At 71.2% G+C, this 19,665-nt stretch carries 17 protein-coding genes and 1 pseudogene; 10 read left to right on the top strand and 8 right to left on the bottom strand.

Annotated elements, in window-relative coordinates:
• Position 1: 1 nt before the first annotated feature.
• Positions 2–1,414 (bottom strand): aldehyde dehydrogenase family protein, encoded by a 1,413-nt coding sequence (locus ACZ6MZ_RS22460; RefSeq protein WP_469353848.1) that lies wholly within the window; start codon positions 1,412–1,414, stop codon positions 2–4.
• A 141-nt stretch (positions 1,415–1,555) separates the two neighbouring features.
• Positions 1,556–2,890, bottom strand: coding sequence for an ABC transporter ATP-binding protein (locus ACZ6MZ_RS22455; RefSeq protein WP_384182899.1), 1,335 nt, complete (start codon positions 2,888–2,890; stop codon positions 1,556–1,558).
• Between the two features lie 375 nt (positions 2,891–3,265).
• Here ACZ6MZ_RS22455 and ACZ6MZ_RS22450 point away from each other — a divergent pair, with 375 nt between their 5' ends.
• Positions 3,266–3,733, top strand: coding sequence for a GNAT family N-acetyltransferase (locus ACZ6MZ_RS22450; RefSeq protein WP_469353847.1), 468 nt, complete (start codon positions 3,266–3,268; stop codon positions 3,731–3,733).
• Positions 3,734–3,779: 46 nt separating this feature from the next.
• Here ACZ6MZ_RS22450 and ACZ6MZ_RS22445 read toward each other — a convergent pair whose 3' ends face one another.
• A complete protein-coding gene (locus ACZ6MZ_RS22445; protein ID WP_469353845.1) occupies positions 3,780–4,136 on the bottom strand; it encodes a DoxX family protein in 357 nt (118 codons plus the stop codon).
• Between the two features lie 375 nt (positions 4,137–4,511).
• Here ACZ6MZ_RS22445 and ACZ6MZ_RS22440 point away from each other — a divergent pair, with 375 nt between their 5' ends.
• The 4 genes and pseudogenes from ACZ6MZ_RS22440 to ACZ6MZ_RS22425 all read left to right on the top strand — a co-directional run bounded on the left by ACZ6MZ_RS22440 (position 4,512) and on the right by ACZ6MZ_RS22425 (position 7,114).
• A complete protein-coding gene (locus ACZ6MZ_RS22440; RefSeq protein ID WP_469353843.1) occupies positions 4,512–4,916 on the top strand; it encodes a nuclear transport factor 2 family protein in 405 nt (134 codons plus the stop codon).
• A gap of 104 nt (positions 4,917–5,020) precedes the next feature.
• Positions 5,021–5,619 (top strand): annotated as a pseudogene (locus tag ACZ6MZ_RS22435) (GNAT family N-acetyltransferase); the annotation flags it as partial.
• A gap of 129 nt (positions 5,620–5,748) precedes the next feature.
• Positions 5,749–6,066 (top strand): hypothetical protein, encoded by a 318-nt coding sequence (locus tag ACZ6MZ_RS22430; RefSeq protein WP_469353841.1) that lies wholly within the window; start codon positions 5,749–5,751, stop codon positions 6,064–6,066.
• Positions 6,067–6,598: 532 nt separating this feature from the next.
• Positions 6,599–7,114, top strand: a complete 516-nt coding sequence (locus ACZ6MZ_RS22425; RefSeq protein WP_469353840.1) for a hypothetical protein — start codon at positions 6,599–6,601, stop codon at positions 7,112–7,114.
• A gap of 29 nt (positions 7,115–7,143) precedes the next feature.
• Here ACZ6MZ_RS22425 and ACZ6MZ_RS22420 read toward each other — a convergent pair whose 3' ends face one another.
• The 4 genes from ACZ6MZ_RS22420 to ACZ6MZ_RS22405 form a co-directional block, all read right to left on the bottom strand.
• The gene (locus ACZ6MZ_RS22420; protein ID WP_469353838.1) at positions 7,144–8,394 is read right to left on the bottom strand and encodes an MFS transporter; all 1,251 of its coding nucleotides are present in this window, start codon (positions 8,392–8,394) and stop codon (positions 7,144–7,146) included.
• Complete coding sequence (locus ACZ6MZ_RS22415) at positions 8,394–9,911, bottom strand: CitMHS family transporter (RefSeq protein WP_469353836.1); 1,518 nt, start codon at positions 9,909–9,911, stop codon at positions 8,394–8,396. Before ACZ6MZ_RS22415 ends, ACZ6MZ_RS22420 begins: the two co-directional genes overlap by 1 nt.
• A gap of 121 nt (positions 9,912–10,032) precedes the next feature.
• On the bottom strand, positions 10,033–12,336 hold the full coding sequence (locus ACZ6MZ_RS22410; RefSeq protein ID WP_469353835.1) for a molybdopterin oxidoreductase family protein: 2,304 nt from the start codon (positions 12,334–12,336) through the stop codon (positions 10,033–10,035).
• 231 nt (positions 12,337–12,567) lie between these two features.
• Positions 12,568–13,191, bottom strand: a complete 624-nt coding sequence (locus tag ACZ6MZ_RS22405) for a TetR/AcrR family transcriptional regulator (RefSeq protein ID WP_469354077.1) — start codon at positions 13,189–13,191, stop codon at positions 12,568–12,570.
• 214 nt (positions 13,192–13,405) lie between these two features.
• Here ACZ6MZ_RS22405 and hmgA point away from each other — a divergent pair, with 214 nt between their 5' ends.
• The 3 genes from hmgA to ACZ6MZ_RS22390 all read left to right on the top strand — a co-directional run bounded on the left by hmgA (position 13,406) and on the right by ACZ6MZ_RS22390 (position 16,811).
• Positions 13,406–14,725: a homogentisate 1,2-dioxygenase gene (hmgA, locus tag ACZ6MZ_RS22400; protein ID WP_469353833.1), complete on the top strand. Its 1,320-nt coding sequence runs from the start codon at positions 13,406–13,408 to the stop codon at positions 14,723–14,725.
• 12 nt (positions 14,726–14,737) lie between these two features.
• A complete protein-coding gene (locus ACZ6MZ_RS22395; RefSeq protein ID WP_384182861.1) occupies positions 14,738–15,511 on the top strand; it encodes a GntR family transcriptional regulator in 774 nt (257 codons plus the stop codon).
• 76 nt (positions 15,512–15,587) lie between these two features.
• On the top strand, positions 15,588–16,811 hold the full coding sequence (locus ACZ6MZ_RS22390; RefSeq protein WP_469353830.1) for a type ISP restriction/modification enzyme: 1,224 nt from the start codon (positions 15,588–15,590) through the stop codon (positions 16,809–16,811).
• An 18-nt stretch (positions 16,812–16,829) separates the two neighbouring features.
• Here the strand turns inward: ACZ6MZ_RS22390 and ACZ6MZ_RS22385 are convergent, their stop codons facing one another.
• On the bottom strand, positions 16,830–17,555 hold the full coding sequence (locus ACZ6MZ_RS22385) for a TetR/AcrR family transcriptional regulator (protein ID WP_469353829.1): 726 nt from the start codon (positions 17,553–17,555) through the stop codon (positions 16,830–16,832).
• Positions 17,556–17,619: 64 nt separating this feature from the next.
• Between ACZ6MZ_RS22385 and ACZ6MZ_RS22380 the strand changes: the two genes are divergently transcribed.
• Together ACZ6MZ_RS22380 and ACZ6MZ_RS22375 are read left to right on the top strand one after the other, a co-directional pair.
• The gene (locus ACZ6MZ_RS22380) at positions 17,620–18,645 is read left to right on the top strand and encodes an ATP-binding cassette domain-containing protein (protein ID WP_469353827.1); all 1,026 of its coding nucleotides are present in this window, start codon (positions 17,620–17,622) and stop codon (positions 18,643–18,645) included.
• Positions 18,642–19,424, top strand: coding sequence for an ABC transporter permease (locus tag ACZ6MZ_RS22375; RefSeq protein ID WP_469353825.1), 783 nt, complete (start codon positions 18,642–18,644; stop codon positions 19,422–19,424). Before ACZ6MZ_RS22380 ends, ACZ6MZ_RS22375 begins: the two co-directional genes overlap by 4 nt.
• The last annotated feature ends 241 nt before the right edge of the window (positions 19,425–19,665 follow it).

Raw genomic sequence — 19,665 nt, 5'->3', positions numbered from 1 at the left:
CTCAGAACTGGAGGGACTTGGTCTGGAGGTACTCGGCGAGCCCGTGCGCGCCCAGTTCGCGGCCGACGCCCGACTGTTTGTAGCCGCCGAAGGGCGCGAGCGGGTTGAAGCGGCCGCCGTTGATGTCGACCTGTCCGGTGTCCATCCGGCGTGCGAAGGCCACGGCCTCGCTCTCGTCCCCGGCCCAGACCGCGCCCGCGAGGCCGTAGACGGTGCCGTTGGCGATACGGAGCGCGTCTGCCTCGTCCTCGTACCGCAGGAGGGAGAGGACCGGTCCGAAGATCTCCTCCTGCGCGATGGTCATCTCGGGCGTGACCTCGGCGAAGACGGTCGGCGCGATGTAGTAGCCGGTCGCGTGCGGGGCCTCGGGGCCGCCGGTGACGAGCGTGGCGCCTTCCTTGATGCCCTTTTCTATGTAGCCACGTACCCGTGCCCGCTGTTTCGCGTTGACGACCGGGCCGAGGCGGTTCGCGGTGTCGTGGGGGTCGCCCGCGAGGTAGCCGCCGGCCGCGGTCCTCGCCAGCTCCACGGCCTCGTCGTACTGGTCGGTGTGGACCAGCATCCGGGTCCAGGCGCTGCATGTCTGGCCCGAGTTGGACATCACATTGGCGACGCCGACCTTGACGGCCTTGGCGAGATCGGCGCTCGGCAGGATCACATTGGCGGACTTGCCGCCCAGCTCCAGGGCGACCCGCTTGACGGCGGCGCCCGCGGTGGCGCCGATCCGCTTGCCGACCGCGGTGGAGCCGGTGAAGGAGACCAGGTCGACGCCCTCGTGCTCGGCGAGGGCCTGCCCGGCGACCGGGCCGAGGCCGGTGACGAGATTGAAGACACCGGCGGGCAGGCCGGCTTCATGGACCAGCTCGGCGAAGAGCCGCGCGACCAGCGGGGTGTCCTCGGCGGGCTTGACGACGACCGTGCAGCCCGCCGCCAGGGCGGGGCCGACCTTCGCCACGATCTGGTGCAGCGGGTAGTTCCACGGCGTGATCGCGCCGACGACCCCCACCGGCTCCAGCAGCACGGTGGAGTTGCCGACCTTCTCCTCGAAGGGGTACGTGGCGGCCAGCTCCGCGTAGGAACCCGCGACCGCGATCGGCGCGCCCGCGTGCACCTTGCGGGACAGGCCGATGGGCGAGCCGAGCTCGGCCGTGACGGTCTCGGCGATCTCGTCCGCGCGGGCCGCCATGGCGTCGCGCAGGGCGGCGATGTACGCCGCGCGCTCGGCCGGCGGGGTGGCGGCCCAGCCGGGGAAGGCCGCCCTGGCCGCCCGTACGGCGGCGTCGATGTCCTCCGCCGTACCGGCCGGGACGGTGGCGATGACCCGCTCGTTCGCCGGGTTCACGACATCGATCGTGTCCGTCCCCGCCGCGGGCCGCCACCGTCCGCCGATGTACATCCCGTCGTATGCCTTCATCGCCATTCCCTCCGGGCCTGCCGAGCCGCCGTCGCCGTACGCGACCACACTGCCGTCGCACCCAAACTAGCGGTGTTAGTTTTTCGGCGCCAGAGCGGCCCGGCTGACGGCGTACGCGGCTCAGCTGACGGCATACGCGGCTCAGCTGTCGAAGCCCGGCAGGTCCCTGGGTGCGGGGCAGATCCGGCGGCCGTAGTGGTCGAAGACGTACAGATGCGCGAGATCGACCAGCAGCGGCACCTGGGCGCCCGTCCGCAGCCGCATGTCGGGGCCGGTGCGGACGACCAGATCGCTCGCCGCGATGGCGGGCCGGTCGGGGCTGTGGGTGGCCGGCCTCTCCGGCTCGTCGAGCACCACGACCGGTCCGCTGACATGCCCGCCCGCGCGCTCCCTGAGCCGTTCCAGCACGCTGGGTCCGCTTCTGCGGCGGCGCGGAGCGGGCTTGGGCCGGGGGGATTCGAGATCGGTCACCACCGCGGGCCGGGAGCCGGTGTTGAGATGCACCAGCGCCTCATGACCCTGGTACTCCACGTGCTCGACGATGCCGCTCAGCGCCACCTCACCGGGCCGGGCCTGGCTCGGCGGTGCGATACGGGCCGCCTCGGACCGCAGACCGACGATGACCTGCCGGCCCTGCTGGATACGGAGCAACTGGTGGTCGGAGCTGAGGGGTTCCGGCAGCGGAAGCCGCTGCCTGCCGAGGTCGATCGACATCCGTCCCTCCAGCGGCGCGTACACCACGGCCTGGAGCAGATTGATACGCGGCGTGCCGATGAACGCGGCGACGAACACGTTCTCCGGCAGCGCGTACACCTCGCGCGGCGCGCTGACCTGCTGGAGCACTCCGCCGCGCATCACGGCGACCCGGTCGCCGAGCGACATCGCCTCGGCCTGATCGTGCGTCACATAGACGGTGGTGACGCCCATTTCCTGGGTGAGCTGGGCGATCTCGGCGCGCAGATGGTTGCGCAGCTTCGCGTCGAGATTGGACAGCGGCTCATCCATCAGGAAGACCGAGGGCCGCCGGGAGATGGCCCGCCCCATCGCGACCCGCTGGCGCTCGCCCCCGGAGAGCTGGCTCGGATAGCGGTCGAGCACGCTCTCGATGCCGAGCATTCTGGCGGTGGCCTCGACGCGCTCCGTGTTGTCCTCGCGCGGGTTCTCCAGCCGGAGCGGAAACCCGATGTTGTCGCGGTTGGTCATGCTCGGATAGAGCGCGAAGTTCTGGAACACCATGGCCATGCCGCGTTCTCGCGGTGGCATGAGGTTGGAGTACTCGCCGTCGAGGAGCAGTTCGCCGTCGGTGATGTCCTCAAGACCGGCGATCATTCTGAGCACCGTCGACTTGCCGCAGCCCGAGGGGCCGAGCAGCACCACGAACTCGCCCGGCGCTATGTCGAGCGAGAATCTGTCGACGGCGCGGGTGGCCCGTCCGTACACCTTGCTGACGCTGTTCAGAGATATGGCGCGAGTCATGTTGGTTCCGCCCGGGAAGGAGAGGTGGAGCGACTGCGACGCCTGAAGCTAGCCGACTAGTCGCGGTCAGGGAATGACTCGCGCGAAGGTTGCGCCGCGCGACGCCACCGCTTCCGGCGGCGCCGTCGCCTCCGACCGGGGGTAACGGGCGCCGCGGGCTGTCGCCGTGACACGGCGCGGACGGTCGACGGAAGACACTTCCGTCCACTCCCTCGACTCCGTCCGCTCCCTCCGCTCCCTCCACAAGCGCATCGTCATGAACGCGGCGTGCGGCGGTGCCCGGAGCGCGGGCAGGAACCGATACCCTTCTCCACCCGGAGAGCGCCGCTGGGCGTAGCGCGAGGTTCACCACCGACCACAGGAGCCACCGCCTAGATGATCTCCCTTCGTGAAGTGCGCGACAGTGACCTCTCCGCCTTCTGGGAACACCTTTCCGACCCTGCGGCGCAGCACGTGGCCGCCGTCACCCGGAAGTACCACTACGACCGGGGGCACTTCGACGACCACTGGGCGAGGATGCGTGCCAACCCTGCCGTCCTGGTGCGCACCGTGCTGGCCGACGACGAGGTGGTGGGCCACGCCGCTGTGTACGGACCGCCGGATGAGCGCGAGGTCACGTACTGGATCGGCCGAGCACACTGGGGCCGCGGAATCGCCACGGCAGCGCTTGCGGCCCTGGTCGAACTCGTCAGCACCCGGCCGTTGCACGCCCACGCGGCAGCCGACAACGCGGGCTCGATCCGTGTACTGGAAAAGCGCGGCTTCGTCGTTACCGGGCACGACAGGGGTTTCGCTCAAGCCCGCGACGGCGAGATCGACGAAGTACTCCTCACTCTGAGCTGAATCCCGGATCGGATACCCCGGGCGCGGAACTTCTGGGCCCCGCGGGTTACCAGGGGCCGTGGTAGACCAGGCCCAGTGCCAGGGCGGCCGCCGCGGTGGCGAGGAACGCGATCCCGCCTACGATGTTGCGGGAGCCCACCCGCAGGTGGGCGATGATTGCGCCGATGAAGTACAGCACGAGGCCGGCGGCGGCGAGGGTTCCCAGGAGCGGCACGGCGAGCCCGGCCAGCAGCCCCACCGCGCCCGCCGCCAGCAGCATTCCCAGCACCGGTACCCACTTCCGGGGCACGCCCTTCATGTCCGCCTGGGTCTTGGGGTATTCGTGGCCGATCAGGTAGGTGACGGCGGCGGCACCGTTGAAGACCGCGCCGAGGATGGTGACCGTGACGTAGGCGGCGAACACGATTTCTCCGTCTCTGTGGGGCAGTAGCGTTGCTGGGCACTCCGTCGTGGGATGCCGTTCTCCTGAATGACGAGTCGGCGATTCGATTTGTGACATCGCTTGGCAGCCGGGCGTGCCAGTGGTCTCGAACGCCTGCTAACCGTTGAGCAACTGGCCGTTCACCCACCGGAAGGCTGAGCAGCGCGGAAGGTACCGCTCGGCCCCATACCGCGGAAGCGTTCTCACCTGCACGTGTCGCCGGACTGGGCACCAAGCATTTCCGTTCTACGCTGTCAGCGTTGCCCATTGCGTTCAACGGCCCAGCGTCCTGGGAGGAAGCCTCGAAGCGTTCGCAGGTCCCGGATCGCTCCGGCCGCCTGCAGAAGGGACCATGCGATGGATCCTGATATCCGGACCAGGGCCGCACTCGAGGAACACTGGCGGGCATCGGAACGTGGGGATACCGAAGCCGAGCACGCCATCTACGCTGCGGACGCGATCCTCGACTACCCCCAGTCCGGTGAACGCTTCCGGGGCCGCGCGACGATTTCGGCGCAACGTGGCGGGCACCCTGCCAGTCGGCACTTCACCGTCCACCGAATTGTCGGCAGCGGGGATCTGTGGGTGAGCGAGTGTGTCATCACGTACGACGGGGTGCCCACCTACTCAGTGAGCATGATGGAATTCGCCCACGGGCATGTGACGCACGAGACGCAGTACTTCGCGGACGCCTTCGGCGCACCTGAATGGCGGACAGCACTCGCGGAGCCGATGCCGGGCAGGAATATCGCCAGGGCCTGACCCAGGGCTAAGAGATCATCTCAATTGGCTTGATCACTAAGCTGACTGCATCGAGTCCTCCGACCGTGGAACAGACGGTGGCCCGGCTGGCCCTGGAAAGCCGCGTCGCCGCGCTGATCGGTGTCTTCCGAGAGCGCGGCCTGCTGCCGCGGCTGGAATTCGCACCAGAAGCCGCGCCCGGTGCGGCACCAGCTCTGAGGGCCGTGGGCTTCGGCACCGAGGCCGTGCACGAATACCTCGTCTGCACCCCCCACACACTGACGACGCCTCAGTCCGCCGACTCCCCGCGCGTGGAAACCCCGACCACCGACGTGGAGTACGCCGCCCTCGCCGAGGCATTCGGTGGCGTCTTCCCTCCCTCTGCGTAGGGGGCGGCCCGGCTGCGCCGAACCCAGCAACGCGGCGGAGCGGTGCGGTTCGTCCGTACCCCGCAGGGCTTACTGCGCCGGCGGGGCCTCCTGCTCGCCGCCGGCCGAGGACACCGCCGAGCTGTCCGGCGTCGGCACTCGCCCCGCCTACCGCAGCCGTGGCATCGCTCGCCGCAGTGACCGCCACGCTGACCGGAGCGATGTTCGCTCAGGGGGCCGGATCGGTCTGGCTGGAGTACTCCGGAGCGGGATCCCGACGCGTCTACGAGCGCGTGGGCTACCAGCCGCAAGGCACCCGCCTCTATCTCTCGCTACCCCCGGAGCAGCAGCCCTGACAGCACAAACCCGCTCGGCGGCAGCTGATGACTGCCGCCCCCGAGCTCGCCGTGCCCACAGGATTACTGTGAGCACGGCAGCCCTGACTGAACCCCGTGCCGGGGCTCACTTACGAGAGATGGTGAACATTGACGTTCTACTGGGTCTGGATCGCGGCGTCCACGGCGGTCCTGGTTCCCCTCGTCATCGCGTCGCTGCGCGGTTGGTCTCCCCGCTGGGCCGGCATCAGCAGCCCCCGACTCGCTACCGCTCGCGGGGCCGCCGCATTCGCGCTCTACATGAGCTGCCTCACACCGGCGATCATGGGGCTTGCGGGAGTCCCTGGTGACGAACTGCTCGCACTCCGGATCGTAGCCGGACCCCTCCTCATCCTCGGGGCCCTCGCCCTGGTCGTGGGAGCGGCGACAGCCGAACGCCGCACACGTCGTACCGCCAACAACGACTGAGGAACCCCGGCTCCACCCGCCCGCTGCCCTCGGAGAACAGCGACTGTCCACCCGGACTCCTCCGCTCATGAGAGCCCACACCGATGCCGGTACGGGCTCTCATGCCTTGTCACCTCGCGTGCCTTCGATCCAGGGGGTGGATGCGGCGCACCCGGCCCTTACCGATTTTGGCCTGTCCCCGTGCCTGCTCACCGGGGTTGTCCACATGGATCAGCTGCGCCTAGAGGGGCAGGTGCCCTTCGCCCAGGTGCCGACTGGTACTCACCTCCCTGGGCAGCGGTGTTCGACCCCGCCCGCCCGGGCCGCAGGGCGGCATCGTTGTCGATGGCGACCGCGCCGTCGGCCCGAACACTCCGGGCTCGGCCCGCAGCACGGCGAGGCAGTCGCCGCCGGGCGCCACCGCGAGCGCCAGGTCCAGCACCGAAGGTTCTTCAGATGCGCTGACGCTGCGGCAGTCGGCGTATCGGAACACCCGCGCCTGGCCCTCCCCGACCACAGTAGGGTTGCCGTGATCACTACAAATGGGGGGCTCATGCAGATTCGGCGTGTCCAGGGTATGGCGATCGTCACCGCGGCGCTCGCGGCCTGTCTGCTGTCCTGTTCCGGAGGCGCGGACGACAGCTCCGGGGGCGCTGGGGCGCGGGACAGCTCCCGTTCCTCGTCCGTCCCGGCGCCGGCGGACGCCGCGGTGCGGGAGACTGCCGCCGCCGACCCCAAGCCCGCGGGGTCTCCGGGGCCGGAACTGGTCCGCGACGCCTTCGCCGGGCTCCAGGCCACGCTCAACGACACCTGCACATCAGGCTCGGGAGACTGCGCGTACTTCCTGGGCAGGGTCCACGAAGAAGTGATGGGTCTCGATGCGGCGATGAAGGCGGACCCGAAGGGCCCGGGCCACTTCCCTGAGCCCGTCGCGTGGATCGCCGGCCTCCGTACGACGCTCGACGGCGACACCTCCACGGAGAACCTGGAGACCCACCGCACCGAGCTGATCGGCGTCCGCGACCGGATCAACGTCTGGATGCAGGACCACCCCGACGACTACCAATGAGCACATGATCAATCTCAGCTGAACGGAGGTCAGGGGCGGTCGTGGGCCGGGGTGGTTCCGCGCGGTTGCGGGACCGTGCCGGGGGTCTTCGGCGGCGGGGTGTCCGTCGACGTCCGCAGGCCGAGGCCGGCCGCCGCCACCAGCAGCGCGCCGAGCATCACGAACGGCGCCGCCGTGCCGGCCACTCCCGCGACCAGACCGGCGGAGGCCGGGGCGGCGACCTGGCCGAGGCGGTTGCCGGTGAGCCGCAGCGCGAGGGCGGTGGAGCGCGCCTCGTCGGGAGCGGCCCGTACGACGGTCGTCATCGACAGCGGCTGGCCGACGCCCAGACAGAACCCGAGCGCGGCCAGCATCACGGCGAGCGCCCACACCGGTACGGGCAACGCGATGCCCGCGCACAGGAGTCCGCCGAGCAGGCAGGTCACCGTGAGCAGGACCGAACGGCCGAGCCGGCGGATCATCGGAGTCATCACCAGGCGGCAGGCGATGGTGGCGGCCGCGCGCAGGCTCAGCAGCAGGCCGATCGTGGCGGGCGCGATCCCCCGCTGTTCGCCGAGCACCGGCAGATAGGCCGTCAGGATGTCGGTCGCGGAGAGCACGGACAGGCTGATGAAGATACCGGCGGGCACCCCGCGCGTGCGCAGGATGCGGTGGACGGGGACCTTGGCGGACCGGGTGGCCGCCGGAGCGCGTACCGTCCGCTGCTCGATGCGCCAGAGCGAGGTGAAGGAGACCGCGGCGGCGGCCGCCGAGACGAGCAGGGCGAGGGCGCTCGTACGGGCCATCTCGCCGTTCTGCCCGGAGACCAGCAGGCCGGCCGCGACCGGTCCCGCGAGCTGGCCGAGGGAGGCGCCGATGGTGAAGTGGCCGAAGTTGCGGTCCTGTTCGGCCGGGGTGCTGCGGCGGGCGACGATCGACTGGGCGCCGATGACGAAGCAGAGATGGCCGAGGCCCATCACGCCGCTCCAGGCGGCCAGGGCCGCCAGTGAGCCCGCCGTACCGCTGAGGGCGCACCCGCCGGAGATGAGGACGACACCGGCCACCAGCAGCGGGACGCAGCGTCCGTGGTCGGTCCTGCGGCCCAGTGGTACGGCGGCGAAGAGCGGCAGCAGAGCGTACGCCGCGGTGATCACACCGATCGCGCGTTCGTCCGCGCCGACGGCGAGCGCCCGGTAGGAGACGGCGGGCCGCGCCATCGACACCGCGCCCTGCGCGAAGCAGAAGGCGATGACGAGACGCAGAAGCCAGCTTCTCCCGCCGGGCGCTCGCTCGGGGACCATCAGATGATGCCGAAGAGGATCCCGGCGGCGAGTACCACCAGCGAGGTGAGCGCGGCCCACTTGACGGTGAACTTGGTGTGGTCGCCGAACTCGACCTTGGCCATGCCGACGAGGACATAGACGGCGGGCACGAGCGGGCTCGACATGTGCAGCGGCTGACCGACCAGCGAGGCGCGGGCGATCTCCAGCGGGGAGACGCCGTGCGCGGCGCCGGCCTCGGCGAGCACGGGCAGAACTCCGAAGTAGAAACCGTCGTTGGACATGAAGTACGTGAGCGGCAGGCTCAGCACACCGGTGACGATGGCCATGTGCGGGCCCATCCCCTCGGGAATGGCGCCGACGAGCCAGTCGGCCATGTGCTCGACCATACCGGTACCGGTGAGGACGCCGGTGAAGACGGCGGCGGCGAAGACCATCCCGGAGACGTTGAGGACGTTGTCGGCGTGGGCCGCGATACGGGCCTTCTGCTCGGCCATGTTCGGGTAGTTGACGGTGAGGGCGAGGGCCGCGCCGATGAGGAAGAGGACGGGGATCGGCAGCAGTTCGAGGATCATCGAGGTGAGCAGGGCGACGGTGAGCCCGGCGTTGAACCAGTAGAGGCGGGGGCGCAGGGTGGGGCGGTTGGGGTCGAGGCCCTGGAAGCCCTCGTCGTCGGCCTCCTCTCCGGCCTCCTCTCCGGACTTCTCTCCGGACTTCGCTCCGGACTCCTCTCCGGGGGCCGTACCGGTACCGCCGCCAACGCTCGCGCCGGTGCCGGAGCCCGTACCCTTGCCGCTTCCCGCGCCCGGGCCGCCGACCGCCGTGGAGCCGCCAACCGCCGTTGAGCTGCCGCCGCCCGCCTTCACCAGGACCTGCTCGGTCCCGGACCCGGTCCCGGTCTCCAGCGCCTCGTCGAGGGTGAGCATGCCGAGACGCTTGCGCTCCCGGCGGCCCAGCACATAGGCGAGGACGAGCACAGCGGCCATGCCGACGGCGAGCGCGGGGATCATCGGGACGAACACATCGCCCGCGTCCACCTTGAGCGCGGTGGCCGCGCGGGCCGTCGGACCGCCCCAGGGCAGGGTGTTCATCACACCGTTCGCGGTGGCCGCGACCCCGGTCATCACGACCAGGCTCATCCCGAGCCGCTTGTAGAGCGGGTACATCGCGGACACGGTGATCATGAACGTCGTGGAGCCGTCGCCGTCCAGCGAGACGATCGCGGCGAGCAGCGCCGTACCGACCACGATCCGCAACGGGTCGGCCTTGCAGAAGCGCAGGATGCCCCGGACGATCGGGTCGAAGAGACCGACGTCGATCATCACCCCGAAGTAGACGATGGCGAACATCAGCATCGCCGCGGTGGGCGCGAGATCGCCGACGCCCTTGAGGACGTACTCACCCAGCTGCCCGCCCTGCCCGACAAACACACAGAAGAGTGCGGGGATGAGCACCAGCGCCGCGATCGGCGACATCTTCTTCATCATGATCAGCACCAGGAAGGTGGCGATCATGACGAAGCCGAGGATGGTCAGCATAGAAGGCCTCTCACGTTCACCCTTGAACTCCCGCCGGGGGCGGCGGTCCGGATGACGTTAGGGTCCGTTTCCTCGCGTTAACAAGATGTTGACAAGCGAGCAATACGAGCAAAACACCAGGTCACGGCAGGGGAGCCAGCTCGACGGGGAAGCCGTTGAGCACGGCGGTGCCGGAGAGCGGGTCGAGCCGGGAGCCGTCCAGCAGCTGGTTGACATTGACTCCGGGGCGGGCGCTCGCCACCGACGTCCGGGTGCCTGGACGGTCGTGTCCCCAGCCGTGCGGCAGGCTCACCACCCCGGTCCGCACGGTGTCGGTGATCTCCACCGGCGCCTCCAGTACTCCCCCGTCGGCGGTGATCCTGGCCGGGCGGCCGTCCTCAAGACCGAGCCGGGCCGCGTCGTCCGGGTGGACCTGGAGGGTGCAGCGGTTGGAGCCGCCGCCCAGCGCGGGGACGTTGTGCATCCAGCTGTTGTTGGAGCGCAGATGACGGCGGCCGACCAGGACGAGCGAGGCGGGCCGCTCGTCGAGGGCGCCGCGCAGCCTGGGCAGATCGGCGGCGATGGGCGCGGGCAGCAGTTCGATCCGTCCGCTCCGGGTTTTCAGGACCTCGGGGACACGGGGGCGTAGTGGTCCGAGGTCGACGCCGTGCGGGTGGTCCAGCAGCCGCTGGAGGCTGAGGCCCGCCCCGTCCGCGCCGCCTTCCCCGTCCGCGCCGAAGCCCTCCCCGTCCGCCCCGAAGCCGTCGCCGTACGGGCCCAGACGCAGCTTCAGGTCGAGCCTCCGCTCGGGTCCGGTCCGGCCGGTGAGCAGGGCGGACAGTTCCGACGGATCGCGGCCGTGTACGGGTGAGTGCGGGTCGGCGACGGCCTTGCCGAGCGTACGGCCGATCACCCCGTCGTCCACGGCGGAGGGGGCCGCGCCGTGCATCCCGCTCACCGCGAGGATCAGCCGGGCCAGGATCTCGCTCTCGTCGAGCCGGCCCTCCTCCAGCGGGACGGCGGCCGGGGTGTGGCGCGCCTGGTTCCGTACGGCGAGGGCGTTGAACGCGAAGTCGAAGTGCGCGCTCTGCGCGGGCGGCGGCGGAGGCAGTACGACGTCCGCGTGGCGTGAGGTCTCGTTGAGATACGGATCGACGCTGACCATGAAGTCCAGGCCGGCCAGGGCCCGGTCGAGGCGGTCGCCGTCGGGCGCGGACAGCACGGGATTGGCGGCGAGGGCGATCACCGCGCGGATCCGCCCCTCCCCCGGGGTCTCGATCTCCTCGGCGAGGGCCGCGAGGGGCAGCTCGCCCTTCGCCTCCGGATGCCCCGCGACCCTGCTGGCCCAGCGGCCGAGCACAAAGCCCTTGCCCGGGGCGGGGGTCCGGGGCGCGCGGTCGCTGGCGGAGAGCGGGAAGAGCGCGCCGCCCGGCCGGTCGAGATTGCCGGTGAGGATGTTCAGGATGTCGACGAGCCAGCTGGCGAGCGTGCCGTACTCGACGGTGCAGCTGCCGACCCGCCCGTAGACGGCGGCGGTGGGGGCGGCGGCGAGCTCGCGGGCGATCGTACGGATCTCCCCGGCGTCCATGTCGCAGGCCCTGGCGACGGCCTCAGGGGTGAAGTCCCGTACCGCTTCCTGCACTTCATCGACGCCTTCGACATGGTCGGCGAGCGGCCCGAGGCGGGTGAGCTTCTCCTCGAAGAGGACCTGGGCGAGGGCGGCGAGCAGCAGGGCGTCCGTACCGGGCCGGATGGCGATGTGCCGGTCGGCGAGGCGCGCCGTGCGGGTCCTGCGGGGGTCGACGACGGTGAGCGTGCCACCGCGCCGGCGCAGCGCCTTGAGCTTGCCGGGGAAGTCGGGTGCGGTGCAGAGACTGCCGTTGGAGTCCAGCGGGTTGGCGCCCAGGAGCAGCAGATGGTCCGTACGGTCCAGGTCGGGTACGGGGATGGCGAGCGGGTCGCCGAAGAGCAGTCCGCTGGAGACATGCTTGGGCATCTGGTCGAGCGTGCTGGCCGTGAAGAGATTGCGGGTGCCGAGCGCGCCCAGCAGCACCGGCGGATAGAGGGCCCCGGCCATGGTGTGGACATTGGGGTTGCCGAGGACGACGCCGGTGGCGTGCGGTCCGTGCTCCTTGATCAGGGGGCGCAGCCGGGCGGCGATCAGGTCGAACGCCTCTTCCCAGCTCGCCTCCCTCAGCTCTCCGTCCCGGCGGACGAGCGGGGCGCGCAGCCGGTCGGGGTCGGCGTCCAGCTCGCCGAAGGCCGCTCCCTTGGGGCAGATGAAGCCCCGGCTGAAGACATCGTCACGGTCTCCCCTGGCGCCGGTGACCCTGGTCCCCTCGATGGTGAGGGTCAGCCCGCAGGTGGCCTCACAGAGGGGACAGATACGCGGCGCGGTACGGGTGACGGGGGCGGGGGCGGGGCGGGCTGCGTCTTCGGGAAGCATGGGTCCTCCGGGGCGGCGGCAGCGGTGGCGCGCGAGCAAGGCGAGCATACCGACCGGTACGGACAACGGAAGGGCCCACCGCCCACCGGGTGAAGAATTCGGCCGCGACACCTCAGGACACTCGACCGCGACGCCTCAGGACACCGCGGGCGGGTCTCAGTCGAGACACCGCGGGCCAGTCTCGGACGAGACACCGCGGGCCAGTCTCAGTCCAGACACCGCGGGCCGGTCTCAGTCGAGCGTCCTGGCGAGATAGGCGCCGAGCAGTTCCCGGGTCTCGGCGACGATCCCGGGATCACCGGACGCGTGCGTACGGAACGCGAGCTGGAGCAGCGCGTCGGTGGCTTCGACGGCGACCAGCACCGTGCGGTGCAGGAAGGCGTCCGGGGTCCGGCCGAGATGGGCCGCGAGCAGAGCGGTGAGGCGGCCGGCGATCCGGTGGTTGGGGTCCGACGCCGGGTCGGCCGGGGCCGGGTCGCCGGGCAAGGGCCGCTTGCCCAGCGGGATCTGCGCGCCGAAGTCGACCAGGGCGAAGCCGGGCACGCTGCGCTTCATGGCGAGGTATTCGTCCAGGACCGCGTCGATGACGCCCCGCCAGTCACTCGCGTCCAGCGCCGCGAGCCGGTGGGTGACCCGCTCGACGAAGCTGTCCAGATTGCGCCGGGCGAGGGCGTCCGCCATGGCGCGTTTGTTGCCGAAGAAGCGGTAGACGGAACCGATGGGGACGCCGGCGCGGGCGGCGACGGCGCGGGTCGACAGCTGCTCGTAGCCCGTCTCGTCGAGGAGTTCGCCGCAGGCGTCGAGAATCCGGGCGAGCCGCTCCGTGCTGCGCTGCTGCACCGGGGCTCTGCGCAGGCCGCTGCCGCCGCCTGCGGCCGTCCCGGGATCGGCTCCGGCGGCCGTCCCGGGATCGGCGCCGGGGCCTGCGTCGGCGCCGGCATCGGGCTTCGCGTTCGTACGGTCGTGTGGCACGGGCTCCATGATGCCGCGCGGCGCCGTTGACGTGCCGCGCCAGCAATCCTACGGTTGACCATAGGATTCGAGGATTCCTTGGACAGGGGAGCGGATGATGAGCGGCATCGAGCAGGCGCGGAAGACGGCCGAGGATCTAGTCCATTCCCCCGGCTTCGGCAACGAACACAGTTCGGAGGCCGTTCCCGGCGCGCTGCCCCATGGCCGTAACGCGCCCCAGCGCGCGCCGCTCGGTCTCTACGCGGAACAGCTGAGCGGCAGCGCCTTCACCGAGCCCCGCGCCCACAACCGGCGGTCCTGGCTGTACCGCGTCCGCCCGTCGGCCGCGCATCCGCCGTTCAGCCGGATCGACAACGGCGCGCTCCGGTCCGCCCCGTTCACCGAGTCCGTCCCCGACCCCAACCGGCTGCGCTGGAACCCCCTGCCGGAGCCCGCCCCCGGCACCGACTTCCTGGCCGGCCTCTGGACGCTGGGCGGCAACGGGGACGCGGCGCAGCGCACGGGCATGGCGGTGCACCTCTACCACGCCAACGCCCCCATGACCGACCGGGTGTTCAGCGACGCCGACGGCGAGCTGCTGATCGTTCCCGAGCGCGGCGGCCTGCTGATCCGTACCGAACTCGGCCTGCTCGCTGCCCAGCCCGGCCAGGTGGCGCTGATCCCGCGCGGTGTGCGCTTCCGGGTCGAGCTGCTGGACGAGACCGCCCGCGGCTATGTCTGCGAGAACTACGGCCGGCCGTTCGTCCTCCCCGACCTCGGCCCGATCGGCGCCAACGGCCTCGCCAACGCCCGCGACTTCCTCGCGCCGGTCGCCGCGTACGAGGACATCGAGCAGCCCACGCAGGTCGTCAACAAGTTCTGCGGAAATCTCTGGGCCGCCACCTACGACCACTCCCCGCTCGATGTCGTCGCCTGGCACGGCAACCATGTGCCGTACGTCTACGACCTGCGCCGCTTCAATGTCATCGGGTCCATCAGCTACGACCACCCCGACCCGTCGATCTTCACGGTGCTGACCTCGCCCTCCGACACCCCGGGCCTGGCCGGGGTCGACTTCGTCGTCTTCGCACCGCGCTGGCTGGTCGGCGAGGACACATTCCGGCCGCCGTACTTCCACCGGAACGTGATGAGTGAGTACATGGGCCTGATCGAGGGCGCGTACGACGCCAAGGCGGAGGGATTCGTCCCCGGCGGCGGCTCGCTGCACAACATGATGTCGGCGCACGGCCCCGACCGGGAGACCTTCGACCGGGCGAGCGCCGCCGAGCTGAAGCCGCAGAAGATCGACGACGGGCTGGCCTTCATGTTCGAGACCCGCTGGCCGGTCACGGCCACCGGACAGGCGGCCGGAGCCACCCACCTGCAGCAGGGGTACGACGACGTGTGGCAGGGTCTTGAGCGCCACTTCAGGCCCTGATACGGAGCTGCCGTGACCGCCTTCGCCCCCGACTCGCTGGTCCTGAACCGCAAACTGCCGCTCTGGTATCAGGTCTCGCAGTCGCTGCGCGCCTCGATACTGGGCCGCCGGCCGCACGATCCGCTGCGGCTGCCCACCGAGGAGCGGCTCGCCGCGCACTACGGCGTCAGCGTGCTGACGATGCGTCAGGCGCTCAAGGAGCTGGAGGAGGAGGGCCTGATCAGCCGGCACCGGCGGCGCGGCACCTTCATCGAGCCGGGCGCGCGGCGCGGCGCCCCGCGCAGGCTGCTCGGTTCGATCGACGCGATCGTGGCCCAGCAGTCCGGCGAGCTGACGACGGTCCTCAGCCATGGTCCGGCCCCGGTCCCCGGCGAACTCGCCGAGTACTTCCCCGGTCTGGACGAGGTGGTCTCGTACCGGCGGCTGCGTTGCGACGGCGAGAGCGGTGAGCCGGTCAACTGGGCGGAGAACGCGGTCCGCCCCGACGTGGCGGCGGGTATCGAGGTCACCGATCTGGAGCGCTGGCCGATGACGAAGGTACTGCGCGACTCGGTGGGGGTACGGATCAGCCGTATCACCGACACCGTTGAGGCGCGGCTCGCCGACCCGGCCACGGCGGAGCTGCTGCGGGTGCCGCTGCTCAGCCCGATCCTGCACTACACGGGGGTGACCTACGACGAGGCCGGCCGGGTCGTGGACGTGGCCAGGATCCGCTATCGGGGGGACCGTTTCTCCTTCTCGGTCACGGTCGAGGCGGACCTCACGGGCGAAGCTCCGGCGCCCTGACCCCGGGGCCGGGAGCGCCGGTTACGATGCCGCCGACGGCCCGTAGGGACATAAAGGGCGACGGGAGGATGCCCCCATGACGGCGACGCGGTCCGGCGCGGCCGGTGACGCTCGGCTCTCCGAGGCCCCGCTGCTGGGTGATCTCATGCCGTGGTCGACGGCCCCGCTGCGGTTCGGCAGGGCGTGGATCCTGGCCCCGGACCCGCCGTCCCTCACGGCCCGCTGGGACCGGCTCGTACGGGCCGGGGGCGCCGAGCGCGAGGCGCTGTTCGGGCCGACCCGGGCCCGTACGCCGCACAGCGCGGTCACCGCGCTGCCCGGGCAGGCCACCGGCACCGGGAGGTTCGCCCGGGAGTCGGGCCGCTGTCCCCGGCCGCTGCGGGTGCTCCACGGCCCGTTCGACGAGCAGTGGCTGATCCCCGACCACCGGCTGATCGACGCGGCCCGCCCCGAACTGTGGCGGGTCGCCGACGACCATCAGCTCTTCGCCGTCGAACAGGGATACGTGCCACAGGCCGACGGCCCCGCGCTGCTGGTGAGCGGCCTGCTCCCGGACGGCCGTTCGCCGGCGGGCCGTCCCGGCCGGATCCGCCCGCTCTACCGCCGCCCGGGCGGCGCGGAACCCAATCTCGCCCCGGGGCTGACGGCCCTGCTGACGGCACGCTACGGGCACGAGGTCACCGCCGGCCAGGTGCTCGCCTGGGCCGTGGCCGCCGCCGCGCCCTCCCCCGAGGGGTGCGCGGTACCCCTGACCGCCGATCCCGGCGTCTGGGCCTCCGGCGTGGAGCTGGGGCAGCGGATGATCGATGTGCAGCTGCGCGGAGCGCGGGGCGGCGAACGGCCCCGGCTGCCCGGCGGCCGCCGCCCCTATGTGCGCGCCGCCGTGCCGGCCCGGCCGGAGACGATCGCGTACGACGCCGGGGAGGAGGCCCTCCTTCTCGGTACGGGCCGCATCTCGCCCGTACCGGCGGGGGCATGGGACTTCCTGGTCGGCGGGGTACGGATGCTGGAGCTCTGGTTCGAGCGCCGCACCGCCCGCCCGGAACCGGGCACGCTGGCGGCGATCGGGCCCTCGGCCTGGCCGCGGGAGTGGACCTCGGAGCTGCTGGAGCTGATCACGGTCCTGGCGCTCCTCGCGGAACTCCGCCCACGGCAGCGGGAATTGCGCGAGCGGCCGTGGATCGGCCGCGCCGAACTGCGCGCCGCGGGCGTTCTCCCGGTCCCGGCGGCGGCCCGCAGGCCGGCGTCGGTCCTGGACCACCACGAGGATGGCCCGGAAGGCCAGTTCGCGCTGATCTAAGTCCTGTTCCGTCCGGGCCTAGGACGCCCCCGGCGGTCGTGTGAACGAGTCCAGGACGCGGGCGAGCGCCCGGTCGAAGACGGCGTCCAGATCGATCGGCCCCGCGTCCTCCGTGAACGCCGCCGCCAGCCGCGGATAGCGGCCCGAGCTGATCTCACGCCCCAGATAGGCGATGCGGACGGCCTGTTCCCGCTCCTCGGACCAGGGCAGGGACCGGGTGCGCTCGGCGGTGGAGAGTTCATTGGCGACATAGGTGGTGACCACGCCGTTGACCATCGCCACCATCTCCATCTTCTGGCCGTAGGGCAGATCGAGCCCGTCCAGGCAGCTGAGGCTGTATTCGAGATAGCGCATGGCGCTCGGGCTGAATCCGTAGACCGGTGACATCAGCCGGGGCATCCAGGGGTGCCTGTGCATGATCGCCCGCGCCTGGTGCGCCAGACCGAGCATGTCGGCCCGCCAGTCGCCCGACGGTTTCTCGGGCAGCTCGTACTCCGCGCCGGCCGCGTCGACCATCAGTTCGTACAGGTCCTCCTTGCGCGGCACGTAGTTGTACAGCGACATCGTGCCGCAGCCCAGCTCGCCGGCCACCTGCCGCATGGTGACGGCGTCGATGCCGCCCGCGTCGGCGATACGGACGGCGGCGGCCGCGATATCGGCGCGGCTGTACGCCGGCCTGGGACCGCGGCCGGCCCGCTCCGGACGTGCCCAGATCACTTCGGGTTCAGCAGGTCTCCCCGCCATTGATCATCACCTCGTCCACCATCGTAGTTACGTACGACGTACGTAGTGCGCTACGGTGGGCCGCATGACAACTACGTACGCTGTACTTAGTGAAGGTCTGGAGAAGCGGTTCGGCGATGTGCGTGCCCTGCGCGGGCTGGATCTGGCCGTCGCCGAGGGCACGGTCTGCGGGGTGCTCGGGCCGAACGGGGCGGGCAAGACCACCGCCGTACGGGTGCTGACCACGCTCACCGCCCCGGACGCGGGCACCGCCCTGGTCGCCGGGATCGACGTCAGCCGCGATCCGGCGGCGGTGCGCCGGATGATCGGGGTCACCGGCCAGTTCGCCTCCGTCGACAGCGAGCTGACGGGCCGGGAGAACCTCCGGCTCTTCGCCAGGCTGCTCCGCCTCAGGGGCGCGGCCGGCCGGGCACGCGCCGATGAACTCCTGGAGCGCTTCGAACTGACGGACGCCGCCGACCGGGTGGCGCGGACCTACTCCGGCGGTATGCGGCGGCGGCTCGATCTGGCCGCCAGTCTGCTGACCCGCCCCCGGGTGCTCTTCCTCGACGAGCCGACCAGCGGTCTCGACCCGCACAGCCGCAATCAGATCTGGGACGCCGCGCGCGAACTCGCCGCCCGGGGCACCACGATCCTGCTCACCACGCAGTACCTGGAGGAAGCCGACCAGCTGGCCGACGACATCGTGCTGATCGACCAGGGCCGGGCCGCCCACCGCGGCACCCCGGCCGAACTCAAGGCGCGCATCGGCTCGTACGCCGAGGTGGTCCTCGCCGAGGAGCCGACGGAGGCGGCCATGGAGACGGCGCTCATCGCGGCGGCGGGTGTGCTGGACCGGCTGACCGGCGCCGAGCCGGTGCTCGACCGGGAGCGCCGTACCGCGGGAGCCGTGGCGACGGACCCCGCGCTGACCCTGCCCCGGATCGTCCGGGAGCTGGACGCGGCGGGCGTGCCGGTGGTCGACGCGAGCCTGCGGCCGCCGACGCTCGACGAGGTCTTCCTCCGGCTGACCGACCGCACCACCGGACGCGCGGCGGACCGGGTGGGCGCCGGCGCGCCCCGCCGACACGACAAGGAGTACACCGCATGAGCACGATCGCGTACGACAGCGGAGCCGTCCTGGGACGTCATCTCCAGCGGATCAGGCACGCCCCCGGCGTGGTGATCCTCACCCAGACCATGCCGATCACCATGCTGCTGTTCTTCGGCTATGTCTTCGGCAGCGCGCTGGCGATGCCGGGCGAGGAGTACCGTGCCTTCCTGGTGCCCGGGCTGCTGGCCGCGACGGCCACGGGCGGCATCATGACCGGGATGTTCCAGGCATCCCAGGACGTTCAGCGCGGGGTCATGGACCGTTTCCGGACGATGCCGATGAGCAGGGTCGCCGTGCCGCTCGGCCAGACCCTGGCGGATCTGCTGACCACGGCGATCGGGATGGTGCCGCTGCTGCTGGTGGGGCTCGCGGTGGGCTGGCGACTCGACGGCGGGGTGCTCGACGCGCTCGCCGCTTTCGGACTGCTGCTGCTCTTCCGCTTCGCGAGCACCTGGGTGGGCACATATCTGGGGCTTCTCATCCGCAACGAGGAGGCGGCGGGCCAGCTGGGCAGCGTGACGTTCGTCCTGCCGCTGCTCTCGAACGCGTACATCCCGACGGACGGAATGCCGGGCTGGCTGCGTACGGTCGCCGAGTGGAACCCGATCAGCGCGCTCGCCACGGCGGTCCGCGAGCTCTTCGGTCAGGCCGCCCCGGCCGCGAATAACGCCTGGCCGGTGGCACATCCGGTGGCCGGTTCTGTGCTCTGGTCGCTCGCACTTCTCGTACTGTTCGTACCGCTCGCGGTGAGGACGTACGCCACCAGCGGGAAGTGACGGAAAACGGCGGTCCTGCGGAACGCCTGAACGGAAAGACAGGGCACGGGGGTTGAACGAGCGCGACGCGACCGGCCGGAGCCGGCGGCGGGGAGTGGTCCGCCGGCTGGGCCGTCGCGTCGAGGGGCGAGGAGTTCCCGCGCTCGGCGACTGCGCCGACGCACTGCTGCAGGCCGTGGGGATGACGGACGAGCGGAGAGCAGCACTGCGTCGGACGGAGTGATCGGCCGAGCGCGCTTCA

It is taken from the genome of Streptomyces sp. NPDC042201, from assembly GCF_055582185.1.
Note: the sequence above shows the minus strand (reverse complement) of the source record. Positions and strands in the feature narration are given on the sequence as shown.